The 18,584-nt window shown below is 71.3% G+C and carries 14 protein-coding genes; 5 read left to right on the plus strand and 9 right to left on the minus strand.

All coding sequences use genetic code 11. The features are described from left to right. Nucleotides 1-107: 107 nt before the first annotated feature. The gene (trhA, locus tag OIE47_RS14350) at nucleotides 108-785 is read right to left on the minus strand and encodes a PAQR family membrane homeostasis protein TrhA (protein ID WP_326561986.1); all 678 of its coding nucleotides are present in this window, start codon (nucleotides 783-785) and stop codon (nucleotides 108-110) included. Nucleotides 786-885: 100 nt separating this feature from the next. Between trhA and OIE47_RS14355 the strand changes: the two genes are divergently transcribed. Genes OIE47_RS14355 through OIE47_RS14365 form a run of 3 tightly spaced genes read left to right on the plus strand, consistent with a single transcriptional unit; the run spans nucleotide 886 to nucleotide 3,108 of the window. Beyond that, on the plus strand, nucleotides 886-1,497 hold the full coding sequence (locus tag OIE47_RS14355; protein WP_326561987.1) for a 5-oxoprolinase subunit B family protein: 612 nt from the start codon (nucleotides 886-888) through the stop codon (nucleotides 1,495-1,497). Then, complete coding sequence (locus OIE47_RS14360) at nucleotides 1,395-2,363, plus strand: biotin-dependent carboxyltransferase family protein (protein ID WP_442792153.1); 969 nt, start codon at nucleotides 1,395-1,397, stop codon at nucleotides 2,361-2,363. The genes OIE47_RS14355 and OIE47_RS14360 overlap by 103 nt, the downstream gene beginning before the upstream one ends. Then, complete coding sequence (locus OIE47_RS14365) at nucleotides 2,341-3,108, plus strand: LamB/YcsF family protein (RefSeq protein WP_326561989.1); 768 nt, start codon at nucleotides 2,341-2,343, stop codon at nucleotides 3,106-3,108. The genes OIE47_RS14360 and OIE47_RS14365 overlap by 23 nt, the downstream gene beginning before the upstream one ends. Nucleotides 3,109-3,120: 12 nt before the next feature. On the opposite strand, the gene OIE47_RS14370 is transcribed toward OIE47_RS14365, so the two are convergent. Beyond that, nucleotides 3,121-4,956 (minus strand): NHL domain-containing thioredoxin family protein, encoded by a 1,836-nt coding sequence (locus OIE47_RS14370; RefSeq protein ID WP_326563096.1) that lies wholly within the window; start codon nucleotides 4,954-4,956, stop codon nucleotides 3,121-3,123. Nucleotides 4,957-5,266: 310 nt separating this feature from the next. Here OIE47_RS14370 and OIE47_RS14375 point away from each other — a divergent pair, with 310 nt between their 5' ends. Continuing rightward, nucleotides 5,267-6,538, plus strand: coding sequence for an ISL3 family transposase (locus tag OIE47_RS14375; RefSeq protein WP_326562955.1), 1,272 nt, complete (start codon nucleotides 5,267-5,269; stop codon nucleotides 6,536-6,538). Between the two features lie 126 nt (nucleotides 6,539-6,664). Here OIE47_RS14375 and OIE47_RS14380 read toward each other — a convergent pair whose 3' ends face one another. The 7 genes from OIE47_RS14380 to pdhA all read right to left on the minus strand — a co-directional run bounded on the left by OIE47_RS14380 (nucleotide 6,665) and on the right by pdhA (nucleotide 16,924). After that, nucleotides 6,665-8,323 (minus strand): DUF2079 domain-containing protein, encoded by a 1,659-nt coding sequence (locus OIE47_RS14380; RefSeq protein ID WP_326561990.1) that lies wholly within the window; start codon nucleotides 8,321-8,323, stop codon nucleotides 6,665-6,667. Nucleotides 8,324-8,348: 25 nt separating this feature from the next. Next, a complete protein-coding gene (locus OIE47_RS14385) occupies nucleotides 8,349-9,350 on the minus strand; it encodes a glycosyltransferase family 2 protein (protein WP_326561991.1) in 1,002 nt (333 codons plus the stop codon). A 255-nt stretch (nucleotides 9,351-9,605) separates the two neighbouring features. Beyond that, on the minus strand, nucleotides 9,606-12,509 hold the full coding sequence (locus OIE47_RS14390; protein ID WP_326561992.1) for a hypothetical protein: 2,904 nt from the start codon (nucleotides 12,507-12,509) through the stop codon (nucleotides 9,606-9,608). A gap of 369 nt (nucleotides 12,510-12,878) precedes the next feature. Beyond that, nucleotides 12,879-13,010: a hypothetical protein gene (locus OIE47_RS14395; RefSeq protein WP_326563354.1), complete on the minus strand. Its 132-nt coding sequence runs from the start codon at nucleotides 13,008-13,010 to the stop codon at nucleotides 12,879-12,881. A 278-nt stretch (nucleotides 13,011-13,288) separates the two neighbouring features. Then, nucleotides 13,289-14,746: a dihydrolipoamide acetyltransferase family protein gene (locus OIE47_RS14400; protein WP_326561993.1), complete on the minus strand. Its 1,458-nt coding sequence runs from the start codon at nucleotides 14,744-14,746 to the stop codon at nucleotides 13,289-13,291. A gap of 4 nt (nucleotides 14,747-14,750) precedes the next feature. Beyond that, nucleotides 14,751-15,740 (minus strand): alpha-ketoacid dehydrogenase subunit beta, encoded by a 990-nt coding sequence (locus tag OIE47_RS14405; protein WP_326561994.1) that lies wholly within the window; start codon nucleotides 15,738-15,740, stop codon nucleotides 14,751-14,753. Then, a complete protein-coding gene (pdhA, locus tag OIE47_RS14410; protein WP_326561995.1) occupies nucleotides 15,740-16,924 on the minus strand; it encodes a pyruvate dehydrogenase (acetyl-transferring) E1 component subunit alpha in 1,185 nt (394 codons plus the stop codon). Before pdhA ends, OIE47_RS14405 begins: the two co-directional genes overlap by 1 nt. Before the next feature lie 562 nt (nucleotides 16,925-17,486). On the opposite strand from pdhA, the gene OIE47_RS14415 reads away from it, so the two are divergent. After that, nucleotides 17,487-18,434 (plus strand): hypothetical protein, encoded by a 948-nt coding sequence (locus tag OIE47_RS14415; protein WP_326561996.1) that lies wholly within the window; start codon nucleotides 17,487-17,489, stop codon nucleotides 18,432-18,434. Nucleotides 18,435-18,584: the final 150 nt, after the last annotated feature.

Below are 18,584 nucleotides of genomic sequence, written 5' to 3' on the forward strand. Positions count from 1 at the left end.
TACCCACCCTTCGTAGCCGGCGCGGACCGTCCCCCCACGCGGTCCGCGCCGGTTACCCATGTCCGGGGCCGGTTGTGTCGGCGCGACGGCCGGGCATAAGCCGACGGTCAGGCGTACAGGGCGAAGTAGATCGCGACGTGGTGGCAGATCGCCGCGATCAGGGTGCAGGCGTGGAAGAACTCGTGGTGGCCGAAGACGGTCGGCCACGGGTTGGGGCGGCGCAGGGCGTAGAAGACGGCCCCCACGCTGTACGCGATACCGCCCGCGATCATCAGCACCAGAGCCGTCACTCCGCCGTACCGCAGGATGTCCGGGAGCACGGCGACGGCGACCCAGCCGAGACCGAGATAGAGCGGGGCGGAGACCCAGCGGGGCGCGTGCGGCCAGACGAGTTTGACCGCCACCCCGGCGAGCGCGCCGGCCCACACGATGGTGAGCAGGATGGTCGCGCTCCGGTTCGGCAGCAGCAGTACGCAGAACGGGGTGTACGTGCCGGCGATGAAGATGAAAATCATCGAGTGGTCGAGTCGGCGCATGACCTGGAAGCCACGTTCCGTCCACACCCGACGGTGGTAGAGCGCGCTGGTGCCGAAGAGGCCACAGACGGTGACGCTGTAGATCGCACAACTGACCAGCGGGGCCCAGCCGGGCCGGGTGGCGGCGAGCGAGCAGAGCACGACCCCGCTGACGAGGGCGACGAAGAAGGCGTACGTGTGCAGCCAGCCCCTCATCCGGGGCTTGCCGATGTCGGCCGGTTTGATCCGTGCCGAGGCCGAGGTGGTCACCCGCTCAGGCTACGGCAGCGTAAGTTACCTATAGGTAGTGGATCTCGTCACGTCAGCGTCGTACCTGCCGGTTCACCAGCGTGTCCGGCAGGATGGGCCGATGCGGATCTGTCCGGTGGGCTCCGGCGCCCTGCTGCTCGAGTGCGCGGACGGCGCCGAGGTGGAGGACTGGCGGGCCGAGCTGTGGCGGCGCCGCGAAGCCGGTGAACTGGTCGCCGTGGACATCGTGCCGGCCGCCCGTACCGTGCTGGTGGACGGCGTACCCGAACCGGAGCGGACGGCGGAGCTGATCGCCGGCTGGACGCCGCGACCGACCGCCGGGACCGGGGACGGACCGCTGCTCGAAGTGCCCACCGTGTACGACGGGGAGGACCTGCCCGCCGTCGCCAACCTGTGGCAGGTTGACGTACCGACGGCGGTGCAGCGGATCAGCGGCACCGAACTCCGGGTCGCCTTCTGCGGCTTCGCCCCCGGTTTCGCGTACCTGAGCGGGTTGCCCGAGCCGTGGGCGGTGCCCCGGCTGCCCAGTCCCCGACCTCGGGTGCCGGCAGGGGCGGTCGCCCTCGCCGGCCCGTACGCCGGGATCTATCCGACCGCGTCGCCCGGTGGCTGGCGGCTGGTCGGACGGACCGGGCTGACCCTGTTCGACGTACGCCGGGACCCGCCCGCCCGGCTCGTCCCCGGCACCCGCGTACGCCTGGTGCCGGCGTGACCGGGGACGGACTGGTGGAGGTGATCCGGGCCGGCGGCCTCACCACCGTGCAGGACCTCGGCCGACCGGGCTGGGCGCACCTCGGCGTACCCCGTTCCGGTGCCCTGGACCCGGCCGCCCTGCGACTGGCGAACCGGCTGGTCGGCAACCCGGAGGCGGCGGCCGGGCTGGAGACCACGCTGACCGGGTGCACCCTGCGACTGGTACGCGCGGGCACGGTCGCGGTCACCGGCGCGCTCGCCGTACTGCGGGTTGACGGACGGGCGGTCGACACCGGCGGTCCGGTCGCCGTACCGGCGGGTGCCCTGGTCGAACTCGGCCCGGCCCGGCGCGGGGTACGCAGCTACCTGGCCGTGGCAGGCGGGATCGCGGTCGAGCCGGTCCTCGGCAGCCGGGCCACGGACACCCTCTCCGGGCTCGGACCGGCCCCGCTGCGCGACGGCGACACCCTGCCCCTCGGGCCGGTCACCGCCAGGCCCGCACCGGTGGACTTCCTGCCCGTGGGGCTGCCACCGGCACAACTCGACCTGCCGGTCCGCCTCGGCCCCCGGCACGACTGGTTCACCCCCGAGGCCGTACGCACGCTGCTCGGCACGGCGTACACGATCGGGACGATGAGCAACCGGGTCGGAGCGCGCCTCGCCGGTGCGGCCCTGCCCCGCGCGGTGGCCGGCGAACTGCCCAGCGAGGGCGTGGTGCTCGGGGCGGTGCAGGTGCCGGCGGACGGACAGCCGTTGATCTTCCTGGCGGACCATCCGACCACCGGCGGTTACCCGGTGATAGCGGTCCTGGACAACGTGCTACCCCTTGCGCAGGCCCGCCCCGGGACTATCGTGCGATTCCATGGACCGATCCCACTCCGTTGACCTGAACGCGGACCTCGGCGAGGGATTCGCCATCTGGCAGCTCGGCGACGACGAGGCACTGCTCGACGTCGTCACCTCCGCCAACGTCGCCTGCGGCGCCCACGCCGGCGACCCCGGCACCATGCGCCGGGTCTGCATCGCCGCCGCCGAGCGGGGCGTCGCCGTCGGCGCGCAGGTCGGGTACCGGGATCTCGCCGGGTTCGGCCGACGGCGGATCGACTACGCGTTCGCCGAACTGCGCGACGAGGTGACCTACCAACTCGGCGCGCTCGACGCGTTCTGCCGGGTCGCGGGCACCCGGATGCGTTACGTCAAGCCGCACGGCGCGCTCTACAACGTCGCGGCGGTCGACCATACCCAGGCGGCGGCGGTGGTGGCCGCGGTCGCCGAGTACAACAACGCGCTGCCCGTACTCTGCCTGCCCGGATCCATGCTCGCCGAACTGGCCCGTGAGGCCGGACTCCGCCCGGTGGCCGAGGGCTTCGCCGACCGGGGCTACCAGCCGGACGGGACCCTGGTTCCGCGTACCGCCCCGGGTGCGCTGGTCACCGCCACCGACCAGGTCGTCGAACGGGCCGTACGGATGGCCGTCGAGCAGGTGGTGGTGGCGGTCGACGGCAGCGTCGTCCCGTGCCCGGTGGAGTCGATCTGCCTGCACGGTGACACGCCGGGGGCGGTGACCATGGCCCGTCAGGTACGGGCCGCGCTCCTCGCCACCGACGTCAAGCTCACCCCGTTCACCTGAGCGGGGTGAGGGTCAGCCGTCCAGGCCGCGCAGGATCAGCGGCAGCCGGTCCGCGCCGTCCGGGGTGATCCGCAGCGGGACGCCCCAGTCCTGCCGGGTGAGGTGGCACGCGGCGTGTTCGGCCTCGGCGTCACAGGTCGCCGCCTGCGCGGTGATCTGCAACACCCCGGCCGGCACCTCCGGGTTGAGTACGAGTTCCCGGGACAGGTCCGTGCTCGTCCCGGCCCCGTCGAGCAGCAGCTCCGGCGGGGACGCCGAGACCACCACCCGGGTCGACGGCCCGAACGACTCGTCCAGCTTCTGCCCCGGGGCGGGCGTGAAGATGACATCCAGGGTGATCGTCCCGGCGGCGAGATCGGTCGGCGGCCGTTCGGTCCGGTGCCGTTCCCCGCTGACCGTGGACGCGCCCGCGGCCGAGAGGGCGCCGGGCGCCAGCCGGGTCAGCCGGTGCGCGGCCGACTCGACCACGAGCACGTCCCCGTCACCGGTGAGCACCAGGTCGCTCGGCTCCGCCAATTCGTCCGCGACCGTACTGACCAGCCCGGTCGCCGGGTCGAACCGGCGCACCGCACCGTTGTACGTGTCAGCGATCAGCACCGACCCGTCCGGAAGCGCGCACACACCCAGCGGGTGCTGGAGCAGCGCCTGGTCGGCCGGACCGTCCACGTGACCGAAGTCGAACAGGCCCTGACCGACCGAGGTGTGCATCACCCCGTCCTCGATGAAGCGCAGCGCGCTGGTCTCGCTGTCCGCGATCCAGAGCCGCCGACCGTCCATCGACACCGACAGCCCTGAAGGCTGCGCCATCCACACCTGGTCCAGGGGCCCGTCCTTGAGCGCCTCGACGGTGGTCCCGGCGTACATGCCCGCGGTCCGCTTGATCGGGTCGAACCACCAGAGCTGGTGGATGCCGGCCATCGCGACGATCACCCTGTCGTCGTACCAGGCGAGGTCCCAGGGGGAGGAGAGGTCGATGGAGAGCGCGTCGTGCGGGTGGTCGTCGACCGTCGAGCGCCACTGGCGTCCGGTACCGGCGACCGTGCGTACCTCCCCGGTGTCGAACCGCAGACCGCGCAGCAGGTGGTTCACGGTGTCGGCCACGACGAAGTCGTAACCGACGATCTCGGCCACGTGCGGCGGCAGCGGGCAGATCCCCTGCGGCTCGGCGAACCGGGCGTCGGCGGGTCCGCCGTCGGCGTGGCCCCGCTCGCCCGATCCGATCCGCCGTTGCACGGTTTCCCCGTCGGCGGCCAGCTCGACGATCGAGTGCCGGGCCGAGTCGGAGACGAGCAGGTTGCCGGTGTCGAGGACCACGGCCTTGCCGGGGAAGCGCAGGCTGGTCGCCGGTTCGGCGGGCGGGACGTACGGGCCGTCGCCCCGGTGCAGGGTCCCCTTCGCCTCGTGGGTGGCGATCAGCTCCTCGATCAGCCGGTCCAGCCCTTCGGCGTGCCCCTCGCCGGCCATCATCGCGACGACGTAACCCTCCGGGTCGACCACGGAGAGCGTCGGCCAGGCCTTGGCCGCGTACTGCTGCCAGGTGTGCAGCTCGGGGTCGTCCAGGACCGGGTGGTGGACCTCGTACCGCTCGACGGCGGCGGCGAGCGCGTCGGCGTCCCGTTCGTGCTCGAACTTCGGCGAGTGCACCCCGACGACCACGAGTACGTCTCCGTACTTCTCCTCCAACGGCCGGAGTTCGTCGAGTACGTGCAGGCAGTTGATGCAGCAGAAGGTCCAGAAGTCGAGCAGGACGATCCGTCCGCGGAAGTCCTTGATCGAGTAGGACTTGTCCCCGGTGTTCAGCCACCCGCGACCCTGCAACTCCGGAGCGCGAACTCGGGCCGTACGTATCTCAGCCATGGTCCCCATCCTGCCTGAACGCGTCGGCAGGACTGCCCGGTGCCCTGGACTTGTCATGATCGTCGGATGTTCGCCGTGCCGTGGGCGGCGTGTCGATCGCCATGACGACTGACGTCCATGTCCCTCCGTCCGGGACGTATGACACGGCAGAGTCGTACATCTTCTTCGATGTATTCACATCAAAGAAGAGGCTCTTGTGACGCTTCCGTGGGTGGTTGGGCGCGTCGTTGTGGGGCACGCCGTTGTCCTGCCTAGGTTCTGGCTTGTCGAAGGTCAGAACTTTCAGTGGCGGGAGAACGGCGTGCGTAATGCCAGGTTATGGGCTCGATTGCTCGGCGTCGAGAAGACGGTGGTCGAGGGTGTCGAGTTCGATGAGGATGCGGGTGTGGTGGTGGCGTCGGTGCGGCCGGGGCGTGGTCAGCGGCGTCGGTGTGGGGTCTGCGGGCGGCGGTGTCCTGGTTATGACCGGGGTGAGGGGCGTCGTCGGTGGCGGGCGTTGGATTGGGGAACGGTCCGGATGTTCGTCGAGGCTGACGCGCCTCGGGTCCGTTGTGTCACTCATGGGGTGGTGGTGGCCGCGGTGCCGTGGGCGCGGCATGGTGCCGGACATACCCGTGGTTTCGATCAGACGGTGGCGTGGCTTGCCACGGTGTGTGCGAAGAGTGCGGTGACGGAGTTGATGCGGGTCGCGTGGCGGACGGTTGGTGCCGTGGTGGCCAGGGTCTGGGCGGATGTTGAGGCCGGGAACGATTTGCTGGCGGGGTTGCGTCGGGTGGGGATCGATGAGATTTCCTACCGGAAGGGCCGTAAGTATCTGCTCGTGGTGGTGGATCATGACTCGGGTCGGCTGGTTTGGGTGGCCAACGGGGCGAACCAGACCACCCTGGGCCGGTTCTTCGACCTTCTCGGCGAACGGCGGTGCGCGGAGATCAGTCACGTGTCCTGCGACGGGGCTCGTTGGATGAGTGACGTCATCACCGCTTACTGCCCGCAGGCGGTGCGTTGTGCTGATCCCTACCATGTGGTGGCGTGGGCGACCGAGGCCCTTGACGTCCAGCGGCGTCAGTCGTGGAACGCGGCCCGTGGGGCGGCGCGGGGTATCAGCCACAACCGGAGATCACGCGGGACGGCGAAGCTGCTGAACAACGCCCGGTGGGCGTTGTGGAAGAACCCCGAGAACCTCAGCGAACGTCAACGCGAGCAACTGGCCTGGATCGCCAGGACCGACCCCGTGTTGCACCGGGCCTGGGCCCTGAAAGAGGGCCTACGGACCGTGTTCGCGATCGCCAGACGCAGCCCGGCCGAAGCCGTCGAGGCCCTGGACAGGTGGATCAGCTGGGCCCGCCGATGCCGAATCCCGGGCTTCGTGAAACTCCAGCAACGGATCGTCCGTCACCGTCACGCGATCATCGCCTCGATCGAACACCGCCTGTCCAACGCCATCGTGGAGTCCACCAACACCAAGATCCGACTCATCATCCGCAGGGCCTACGGATTCCACTCCGCCGACGCCGTCATCGCCCTGGCCATGCTCACCCTCGGCGGCCACCGACCCAATCTCCCCGCCAGATAACCCACGGACCAGTCACAAGAGCCAAAGAAGATGTACGTCCTGGACGAGTGACTGCCCCCGGCGACGCAGGCGCGTCTCCGTCGGCGTGGCCGAGCCCCGGCTGGCGACCGCCCTACCGCAGGTCGGTCAGTCCTTGCGGCGGAGCAGCCAGACGTCGTCCTGCTGCCAGATCTGCTCGTAACCCTGGTCGAGGTACTTCTGCCGCAGGGTCAGCACCTCGTCGCGGGTCTTGAACGGCCAGATGATCTCCGGCGGGGCGCCGAGCACCGCGTACTGGGCGCCGTACGGGTTGATGTCGACGATCCGGGAGCCGGGCGGGCCCGACCGGGCGGGCAGCTGGAGCTGCTGGGTACGACTGCTGATCAGCACCCCGATCGCATCGTCCGCCTCGACCGTCGCATCGCGCGGGATCTGGTCGACGACGGCAAAGGCGGCCCGCTCGTACGACGTCTGCTGCCACGAATCCCGCTCGAACAGTTTTCCGATCGGGAAGGTCGGGGAGATGCAGCCGTACACCGCGACCGCGAGGACCCCGGCCAGCCAGGTCCAGACGAGCCCCTGCGCCACGCGGGTCCGTACCGCGAGGGGTTTCGCCGTCGCGACGGCCTCCGGTGCCGGCGCGGCCTCGGCGCGCCGCTCCTGGAGGCGGACGATCCAGCCGGCGAGGCGCCCGACGCCGTCCACACCGGCCAGCAGGAGGATGACCATGAGCGGGGCGTTGTACTGGTAGTGGACCATGCTGTACGAGGGCGTGTCCGAGAGCATCCGGATGGCCAGCGACGGCAGCGCGAGCAGCACGATCGGCGACAGGAAGTACGCGCCGAGAGCGACCGCGAGCAGCCACATCAGCAACTGCTCCCGGTACGGGGTCGAGGAGACGTGGTCCGCGACCTCCAGCGGGTGGGTCAGGATGAACTTCGCCGCCGACCCCGGCCCCGGCCCCATCGACTTGTACGTCCAGTACTGGGTGGAACTGCCGCCGAACCCGGGAATGAAGACCTTGATCGCGAGCGCGGACCAGACCAGCCCGACAAACGAGACCCCGGCCCCCCAGAGCCGGTGTCCACGGATGAAGAAGAGCACACCGAGTACGGCGACCAGGAGGCCCATCTCCTCCTTCACGAGCAGGAGCAGCCCGGTCGGGATGAGCGCCTGGAGGTGGCGGCCGGCGTAGAGCCGTTCGAGGGCGATGGCCAGCAGCAGGACCGAGGTGTCGAGCTCGTGGTAACCGACGATCATCGCGGACTGGAGGCCCCAGGAGACCGCGAACGCGAGCGCCACCAGGTACGCCGGCCCGACGCCGAGGATCCGCCGGGTGAACTTCCAGATCAGCGCCGCCGCGACCGCGTAGATCACCGCCTGGGCGATGAACAGCATCCGTACGTCGTCCCAGATCCAGTACAGCGGTGCGAAGAGCACGTAGATCGGGGAGAAGTGGTCGCCGAGCTGGATGAAGTCGGCGGGAAGCCCGGCGTACCCCGACTTGAGCGGGACGATCGGCGCCTCGAACCGGGAGTAGCCCCGGATGGCCTGGTCGAAGATGACGCTGTCGAACGACTTGTAGCCCAGCTTCCGCCAGCTCTGCACCATCATCGTCAGGTACAGCCCGCAGGTGAACACCATGACGCCCAGCACGCCGTACGTGTGACGTGTCACCGCCCACGGGTAGAACCGGCGGCGACGACGCGGCGACGGCTCGCCCGCCTCCGCCTCGGGCAGGGTGATCGTGCTCATGCTTCTACTCCAGGTGATGGTGGCGCCGGTCTCGACGGCGACATCAGGCATGGGCCTTCCGGCTGCCTGCCGACGGTTACCGGGGCCGGCCGACCAGGTCGTACGGCTCTGCGCCGGTCACGGTGCGCTGCGCCGGCGGCCGACCCTCGCGGGTGGCCGAGGGCAGGTGGGCCTCCTTGAGGAGGAAGTGCGGACGCTGCTTGGCCTCGTAGTAGATCCGGCCGACGTACTCGCCGATGACACCGAGCACCATCATGTTCAGACCACCGAGACCGACAACGGCGGTGAGCAGGGTGACGTATCCGGGTGAGTCATTTCCGAACACGGTCGCCTGCCCGATGATCCAGAGCATGTAGAGCAGGGCGATCGAGGTCATTGCCAGCCCGAGGTAGATCGCCAACCGTAGCGGTTTGTTGTTGAACGACAGCAGTCCGTCCATCGCGTAGTTCAGCAGCTTGCCGAAACTCCAGCTCGTGGCGCCCCCGTGACGGGCGACGTTCTCGTACTCGATGAAGGCGATGTCGAATCCGACCCAGGCGAACATCGCCTTGGAGAACCGGTTGTATTCCGGCATCGCGAGGATCGAGTCGACAACCTGGCGGGAGAGCAGTCGGAAATCGCCCGCACCATCGACGAGGCGGACCTCGATCCAGCGGTTGACCAGGCGATAGAACGCGCGACTGAGTGCCGTACGGACGAACTTGTCGCCCTGCCGGTTGCGGCGGGCCACCACCTGGTCCAAGCCCTGCCGGTGCAACTCCACCATTCGGGGGATCAGCGCGGGCGGGTGCTGCAGGTCGGCGTCCATGAGAATGACCGCGTCGCCGGTGGCGTGCTTCAGCCCGGCCAGCATCGCCGACTCTTTACCGAAGTTTCGGCTGAACGACACGTACCGCACCCGGTCGTCGGACTCGGCCAGCTTGCGCATGACCATCAGGGTGTCGTCGCTGCTGCCGTCGTCGACGTAAATGACCTCGAAATCCTCGCCGGCCGCGGCAACCTCGGCTGTCACCTTGGCGTGCAGCAACTCCAGCGAATCCGCCTCGTTGAAACACGGCACGACGACGGACAACAACATCCAGGCCCCTTAACACTTTGCGGCCGGGGTGAAGTTCGGCGTCGGCCGCTCGATTGACTCTCGCCCGATGCGGAGGTGGGGTGGCGAGGCCAGAGCATAGTAGCCGTCATACGTCCCGCTATGCGAGCCCACTGATTCCGTATCCGACATATCCGCTGGTCGCGCCCTCATCGGTACCTCGACGATGGACGGTGGCGGGGCAAACGAAAGGCGCCCGCCCCGGGAACCGGAGCGGGCGCCTGTGGTCGGTGCCGGTCAGCCGCCAGCGGTCGGCCGGAGGCAGAGCACCTGCTGCCCACCCTCGTCGGCGGGGATGATCACCTTCGGCAGGGCCTGGTCGGCGCACTCGGCCTCACTGGCCACTTTCGACACCACGGTGAACGACCCGGGCTCGGTGCACGCGACGCCGACGGCCCCGTCACCGGACTGCTTCACGCACTCCCCGACCGCCGGGTTGAACGTGGGCTCGCCGCCCTGTCCGATGAACCAGAGGGCGCCGAGCGGAATGGCGAGCAGCAGCACGGCTGCGGTCAGCACCATCAGGAGCACCCGACCGTTGCGTACCTGGGGTGTCGGGGCGGGCTCGGGCTTGGCCTCCTCCGCGTCCGGCTTGAACGCGTCGAACCGGTTCTGCCCGGGCTCGCTAACCGGTGCCTGGGTCGGCCAGGCGGCCGTACCGGCGGGCGGCGGCAGGGCCGGCAGCGCGGGAGCGGGCACCACCGGGGAGACGCTGGTCCGATCGTCGAAGCCGCCCATACCGGCGGACCCAGAGCCGCCCGGCTGGCCGAACTGCCCGGGAGCGGGCGGACGTGCCGAACCGGCTGCCGGGCTGCCCGGCATCGCGTTGGGGCGCTCACCGAGCAGGTCGCCGAAGGGTGCGCCGCCCATACCGGGATACTGCGGCGACCCTCCGCCCTGCGCCGGCTCGAACCCGCGGGGCGGGTTGTCGTAGCCCGGGGGGTTGTCGTAACCCGGCGGGGGGCCGTCGAATCCGGTGGGGGCGGGAGCGTACCCGCTCGGGGGACCGTCGAATCCGGTCGACGCGGGCGGGAAACCGCCCTGCGCGCCGTCGAATCCGCTCGGCGGTACGTCGTACCCGGGCGGTGGCTGGTCGTACCCGGGCGGTGGGGCGTCGAATCCGGATCCCTGCGGCACGGGAACCCGGGCGGCTCCACTGGCCTGCGCCGTTCCCGCCGGTGAGACTGGGTGTTCGGCCTCGTCCCCGGCAACGGGCACAGCGGCCGCCCCACCGTACGTGGTGGGGCCGCGGCGGGGCGCCGGCTCGGCGTACTCGGGCGGCTCGGGGTATCCGGCGGGCGGCTCGGTGTAGCCCCCGGCCTCCGGGTACCCGGACGGTGCGGCGTAACCGGTCGGCGCGGGCGCGAACCCGGTCGGCTCGGCGTATCCGGTCGCTTCCTGGTAACCGCTCGCTTCGGGGTAACCGGTGGGCTCCGGGTAACCGGCGGGAGCGCCGTACGTGGTGGGGTTCCGGTGGGCCGAGGGGTCGTTCGCCGACCGTTGCGCGTCCCCCGCGACCTGGTGCTCGGGTTCCTCGACCGGATCGGCGGCGGCCGGGCGTCCGTACACCCGTGGTTGCGGGGTGGCCATGGCCGACGACCGGACGGCCTGGTCGGTCGGCGGCATGACCCGGCTGGCCAGCGGCACCGAGGCGCTGCCCGACACGGCCGCGCTGACCGGAGCAGCGGCGCCGGCCGTGGCACGGACCTCGGGGGACTCGGCCTCCTGGGCCGGTTCCGGCTGCTGGGGACGGGGCATCGAGACCCGACCGGAGATCCCCGACTCGCTCGACGAGCGGGGCTGCGGAACCACCGGCGGCATCGCCGGGGCGGCGGCCGGTGACTGGGGTGCGTCCGTACCGGCTCCGGAGTAGCCCTCCGGCGCCCAGGCCTGCGGCGGCGGGGGGCCGTCGCGTCCGTCGTCGGACGGCTGGCCGTAGTCCGGTCCGGCCCCACGATCGGCGCCGACAGCCGGATCCTGACCGGCGTAACCACCGGCGGCCGGGAAGCCGTCCGGCGGGTTCCCGTAGGACGGCTGCTCGTTCCCGTAGGACGGCTGCTCGGCAGGGGGCGAGCTGCCGTAGGAGGGCTGGTCGTAGTTCAGTTGCCGGGGGTAGCCCGGCGACGGCGGGAAGTCGATCTGGACGGGGGCGTCCGGGTAGTCGGGAAGCTCCCCGCGCGCGGGCCGGTCGGTGGGTGGGGTCGGGCCGCTCGTCGCGGGGAAGTCGTCCGCGGGCGGGTAGCCGGACGCCGAGGCCCATCCCGTCGGTGCCGGATAGTCGGCCTGCGCCGCGTAGTCCTGGTTGGCCGCCGGGTAGTCCGGGGCGGGCGGCGGAAAGCCGCCGGGCGCCGGGTAGCCGCTGGGCGGTGCCCAGTCGGTGGGTGGGCCGTACTCCGCGGGTTGGCCGTACTCCGCGGGTGGGGCGAAGTCCGCTGGTGGGGCGAAGTCCGCTGGTGGGGACGCGGCCAGGCTCGCGCCCGGTACCCGTGGCTCCTGAGGCGGCAGCGGCACCGCACCGGCCGGGGAGATGCCCGGAGCCGGCGCCGGCTGGTAGATCGGGGCGGGTGATCCGCCCGGCTGCGGGGTCCGGTCCGGCTGCGGCTCGCCCCAGGCGGGAGCGCTGCCGGGTTCCGGCGGGAACTCGTCGGCCCCGAACCGTCCGCGCTCCCGTTGCGGCAGCTCACCCGAGGTGGCACCGGCGGGCGGCGGTACGGAGGCCCGGCCCGGCTCGGACGCGCCCCAGGCCTCGCCGGGTGCCCACGGCTGCGCACCGGCGACCTCCGGCGGGAGCGGTGGCGGGGTGGGTGTCGGGCGGTTGCCGGTCGGCGGGCCACCCTGAGCACCCCAGCCACCGGTCGACTCGGGGTGGGCCGGGCCGGGCGGGTTGCCCGGTGGGCCCCACGGGGCACCGGCCTCGGGACCGTCCGGTACGGGCGCCGCGCCCCAGGGGGTGGCCGCGGGGGATCCGCTGGTCGGCGCGGGCGGTGCCCAACCGGTGTCGTAACCGGGTGCGGCTGCGGGTGTGCTCGCGTACCGCTGCGGGGGGTGTTGCTCGTGGCTGCCCTGCGGCGCTGGTCCAGCGGGGCCCGGCGCAGCCTGGTCCGGCTCCTGGCCGGGATGCTGCAGGTCCTCGGACGTCATGCGCGCGTCTCCTCCATGACATGTCGGCCGTGCCGATGCCGTCCGGACGTCCCCGGCATGCGGCCGGAGGCGCCGGCCGGACCGGCCGTGCAAGCTTCCCGCACGGTAGCCGGTCGAGGCCGGTGACGCCCGGGCAGCGCCGGCCGTCGAGACCGGGCTGCCGGTGGGGAGTCGAGCTGACGATCTACTCAGACGTCCCGTCCGGCCCGGTCGGGTGACGACCGAGCCCAACCGTACCGGGCGCGTTGATGCGCAGTGATCCCGGTCCGGTGGGCGTGCGACGCCGATGACTGGGTGTGAAACGCCGATGACCCGCCCGGGTGAACGGGCGGGTCATCGATCTGGAGAGGAGGTGAAGGTCTGTTGGCGTCAGCCGTAGTAGCGCTGCGCGATCGTGAGGATCTCGTCGCGTACGGCCGGCGAGTTGGCGGAACGGAGCGCGCTCTCGATGGCCCGTGCGCGGCGTGCGGCGTCCCGGCGACTGCGGAGTTTGCTGATCATGCTCATGGTCTAGCCCCTCTGGCTGGTTGTCCCCAGCGGTTGTGTACCTCCATTAAAGCGCAGCGTCGGGCGAGTGACCATCGATTAGTAGGTGAGCTGCGACACTGACCGAACAATCGAAGGTTGAGAGGCGATTGGGCCGACGTTTCAGGTTGCCTAAACGACACGGCCGGTGCCCCCGGAGTTAACCCCGGGCACACCGGCCGGTTGGCGCGGTACCTCTTGCCGTCGAGCCGGACCGGACATCCGGTCGGATCAGGCGCGGTTTCGGGCGCCGATCAGGTCCAGGCGAGCAGTGCCGCCTCCGGATCGGCCAGGAACGCGCCGATGTCGCGCAGGAACTTCGACCCGAGTTCGCCGTCGATGATCCGGTGGTCGAACGACAGGCCGAGCGTGGTGACCTGACGTACCTTGATCTTGCCCTTGTGCACCCAGGGGGTGTCCCGGATGGTGCCGAGGGCCAGGATCGCGGACTCACCCGGCGGCAGGATCGGCGTACCCGTGTCGACCCCGAACACCCCCACGTTGGTGATCGTGAAGGTGCCACCGGACATGTCGGCCGGTGCCGTACGACCGGTCTTCGCGGTCTGGACCAGCCCGGTCATCGCGTCCGCCAGCTCCCGCAGGGAGAGCCGACCGGCGTCCTTGATGTTCGGCACGATCAGCCCCCGTTCGGTGGCCGCCGCGATGCCGAGGTTGACGTACTCCTTGACCACGATCTCGTCGCCGGCCCAGGTCGAGTTGACCAGGGGATGCCGACCGACCGCCAGCAGGACCGCCTTGGCGACCAGCAGCAGCGGGGAGATCCGCACCTCCCGCCACTCCGGCAGCGCCCGCAGCCGGTCGATCGCCTTCATCGTCCGGGTCACGTCGACGGTCAGGAACTCGGTGACGTGCGGTGCGGTGAACGCCGACGCGACCATGTTCGCCGCGGTCAGCTTCCGTACCCCCTTCACCGGGATCCGCTGCTCGCGGTCGGGTCCGAAGGCCGGGGCCGAGGACCCGGTCACCGTCGTCACCGTCGGCTCGGCCACCGTCGCGGCGCCGGCCGAGGCCCGGTGTACGTCCTCGCGCGTGATCGACCCGAGCGGTCCCGACCCGGCGAGCACGGACAGGTCCACTCCCAGGTCCCGGGCGAGCTTGCGCACCGGCGGCTTGGCGAGCACGGGCCCACCGCCCACCAGCGCCGGCTGCACCTGCGGTGTCGGGGCCGGTGTCGGAGCAGGAACGGGCTGCCGCACCGGCGCCGGAGCTGCCTGCACCGGAGCTGCCGCGGCCACCGGCTCCGCACCCTTGCGGGGCCTCCGCTTGGCGGCGCCGGTCTTCGGTCCGTAACCCACCAGGACGGCGGTACGCCCACCCGGTGCCGGACCACCGATCATTCCGGGCTCGATCGCGCCCTCGGCCGGGGCGATCTCCACCGCGGCCAGTGCCTCGGCCGACGGGACGGGCAGGCCACCGTTGTCACCGGGGCCGAGCGGTCCGGCGCCGGGCTGGGTGTCGATCTGGATGATCGGGGCGCCGACCTCGACCACGGCACCCTCGGCCTCGAAGATGGCGTGCACGACGCCACCCCACTTCGCCGGGATCTCGACCGCAGCCTTCGCGGTCTCCACCTCGACGATCGGCTGGTTGAGCTCGATCGTGTCGCCGACCGAGACCAGCCACTTGAGGATCTCGCCCTCGGTCAGGCCCTCGCCCAGGTCGGGCAGGTTGAACTGTTCGATCCGTGGCATTAGCTCACCATCCGAAGGTGCGGTCGACGCCGTCGAGCACCCGGTCGAGGGTCGGCAGGTAGTCCTCCTCGACCCGGGCGGCCGGGTACGGGGTGTCGTACCCCGTCACCCGCAGCACCGGCGCCTCCAGCGAGTAGAAGCACTCCTCGGTGATCCGCGCGGCCAGCTCCGAGCCGAGGCCCAGGTTGCCGGGGGCCTCGTGCACCACCACGCACCTACCGGTCCGGCGTACCGAGTCGTAGACCGGGCGCAGGTCCAGCGGGGAGAGCGAACGCAGGTCGAAGACCTCCAGGTCCCGGCCGTCCTCCTCGGCGGCGGTGGCCGCGTCCAGGGCGGTCCGGACCATCGGCCCGTACGCGAGCACGGTGGCGTCCCGGCCGGCGCGCACCAGACGGGTGGCGTGCAGCGGGTACGCGTCGGCGAGCGGGGCGTCGACGTCGACCGGCCCCTTCTCGTAGTACCGGCGCTTCGGCTCCAGGAAGACGATCGGGTCGTCCGACAGCACCGACTGCTGGATCATCGAGTACGCGTCCTGGGGGGAGGCGCAGCTCACGACCTTGAGCCCGGCGGTGTGCGAGAAGTACGCCTCCGGCGACTCCGAGTGGTGCTCGACCGCACCGATGCCGCCGCCGTACGGGATCCGGATCACGATCGGCAGTTTGACCTTGCCCTGCGACCGGTAGTGCATCTTCGCCACCTGCGACACGATCTGGTCGTACGCGGGGTAGACGAAGCCGTCGAACTGGATCTCGCAGATCGGCCGGTAGCCGCGGATGGCCAGGCCGACCGCGGTGCCGATGATGCCGGACTCGGCGAGCGGGGTGTCGATGATCCGGTTCTCGCCGAAGTCCTTCTGCAGGCCGTCGGTGATCCGGAAGACGCCGCCGAGCTTGCCGACGTCCTCGCCCATGATGATGACCTTGGGGTCCTGCTCCAGTGCGCGCCGCAGGCCGAGGTTGAGTGCCTTGCCCAGGGTGAGGGTTTCGGTGGCCATCAGTGCGCACTCCCTTCGAACGACTCCAGGTACCGGGCTGCCTGCTCACGTTCCGCGTCGAGCAGCGGCGAGCCGTGGGCGTAGACGTGGTCGAAGAGGGTCAGCGGCTCCGGGTCCGGCATGGCGAGCACCCGCTCGCGCAGGTGCAGGGACTCCCGCTTGGCCTGCTCGTCGATGTCGGCGAAGAACGACTCGTCGGCGATCTGCTGCTTCTCGAGGAACGCCTTCATCCGGGCCAGCGGGTCCTTGGCCCGCCACGCCTCGACCTCGCTGGCGATCCGGTAGCGGGTCGGGTCGTCGGTGGTGGTGTGCGCACCCATCCGGTACGTGTACGCCTCGATCAGGGTCGGTCCCTGTCCGTTGCGCGCGTTGTCCAGGGCGTTGCGGGTGACCGCGTACGTGGCGAGCACGTCGTTGCCGTCGACCCGTACGCCGGGGAAGCCGAAGCCGGCGGCCCGCTGGTAGAGCGGGACGCGGGTCTGGCGCTCCAGCGGCTCGGAGATCGCGTACTGGTTGTTCTGGCAGAAGAAGACGATCGGCGAGTTGAACACACCCGACCAGACGAACGCCTCGTTCACGTCACCCTGCGAGGTCGCCCCGTCACCGAAGTACGCGATGACCGCTTCGCCCTCGTCGCCGCCGATCTTGCCGTCCATGCTGATGCCCATGGCGTAGCCGGTCGCGTGCAGGGTCTGTGCCCCGATGACGATCGTGTACATGTTGAACTTGAACTCGTTGGGGTCCCAACCGCCCTGGTCCACGCCGCGGAAGAGTCCCAGCGGCATGATCGGGTCGATCCCGCGGCAGTAGAGCACGCCGTGCTCGCGGTAGGTGGGGAACGCCATGTCCTGTGTGCGCAGGGCCCGGCCCGAACCGACCTGGGCGGCCTCCTGGCCGAGCAGGCTGGCCCAGATGCCCAGCTCGCCCTGACGCTGCAGTGCGGTCGCCTCCGCGTCGAGCTTGCGCACCAGGACGAGGTCGCGGTAGAGCCCGCGGTACTCCTCGTCGGTGAAGTCGACCCGGTACTCGGTCCCGTCCGGTCCCGTGGCCGAGTCGATCCGGTCACCGTCCGGGGTGAGCAGCTGCACGAGGTTGGGATCACCCGTGCTCTTCGCCCCCGGCTTTGCAGCCCTGGGTGCGGCCCGCTTGCCGCGGGCCGTGGCCCCGCCGTCGCCTCTCGCCATCCGTCTTCTCCCTGTCGTGTGTGCGTCGGCCTCGGGGGTTTCCCGACCGCGCAGCTCCTGCGCCCGCCCGGCTGCTGCCGGACCGGGTAGTGGCCGCCACGCCTAGCCCCGGTGGGGGTTGCCGCGCGGCGTGAACCGGATTCTGGCCGAACCAGGTTCGGGAGTTGCCGGCGCCGAGCCGCGCCTGCCGCGGGGTACGCGGAGACCTTGGCTGCGTTGCCGTCAGGTCCATATTTGCAGAGGTGGTGAGCGCGCCCACAGCTCGGCCTCGACCAGTGATCGACGGACGTCGCCTTCATGGAGTCCTGTCCCTTTTATGACTGTAGGGAGCGTCGGCACCAAACTTCAAAAATTGACACGCTGTGGGGGGCTAGCCAACAAAGCGTTACTACGTCACTGTATGTGGCGGTGCTACCGCTGCGGTAGGGAGAGTTCTTCCCCGCCGCCCCGCCCGGTTGACGCCGCCGTACGTCGGTGCCGGTGATGTCGTATGACCTCGATATCGCCGGTGCCGGCGTCAGGCGCGCTTACCGGTGCGGTCGACAGGACGAGGAGGACGCCCGTGCCGGATCACGGTGCCGACCCCGTACCCTCGCTGCCGCCCCGCCACCGGCGGTCCGGCCCCCCGCCCGCGACCCGCCGCGCCACCGGCGCCCACCGCGCGGAGGGGCTCGCCGGGCCGACCCGGCGCTACCTGTTCATCGTCACCCTGCTGGCGAGCACCTCGTCGCTGCCGATCATCGCCGCGATCAGCGCCGGCTCGGCCACCGTCGGCGGCACCACACCGACCGGCACCATGCCGTTCATCGCCCCGCCGTCCGAGGGGCCGGTTGTCCTGCCGCTCCCGCCGACGGCCCTGCCGGGCGCCCTGCCGCCGGCCGCCGAGGCCCGGATCACCCCGTCGGTGCTGCGGCAGCCCCCGGACCCGGCCGACCGGCCGACCCGGGGTCCCGGACCGGCGCGGCCCGAGCCGGGTCACCCGCCCCGGCCGGCCCCGCAGCCGACCCGCCCGCCGGCACCGCCCCCGGTGCCACCGCCGAGCCCGGAACCCACCGGGTCGAGCCCGGCCCCGCAGCCGTCCCCGACCGGCCCGCCGGACCCGACCGCCGGTCCGACCCCGCAGCCGACCGTGAGCCCGACCCCGGAGCCGACGGTCAGCCCGTCACCGGAGCCGACCGCCGGTCCGACCCCGGAGCCGACCCCCAGCCCGGAACCGACCCCGAGTCCCGAGCCGACCCTGAGTCCGGTACCCGATCCGAGCATCGCCCCGACCCCGGAGCCGACCGCGAGCGCACCCGACCCGACCCCGGAACCGACCGGCAGTCCCGCACCGGACCCGACCGAGAGCGACCCGCCGGGTCCGACGCCCGCACCGACCGGAAGCGACCCGCCGGGTCCGACGCCCGCGCCGACCGGCACCGGTACCCCCGTGCCGGCGCCGTCCGTCCGGCCGACGCCGATTCCGGCCCCGAGGGCGGCGGTCACCGGCCTGACGGCACTGCCCGCCTGAGGGTCCTCGGCGGGCGAGCGGGCGTCGCGAGATGCGACGGGCCGGTCGGCGCCGACCGTCTCCGGCGCGCTCCTGAGCTGTCGGTTCGGCCGATCACCAGGCAGTGACGACTGACTATGCTGATCCTCTTCGATTCGATTCCGGGTCACC

This window comes from Micromonospora sp. NBC_01796 (assembly GCF_035917455.1).
GTDB lineage: Bacteria > Actinomycetota > Actinomycetes > Mycobacteriales > Micromonosporaceae > Micromonospora_G.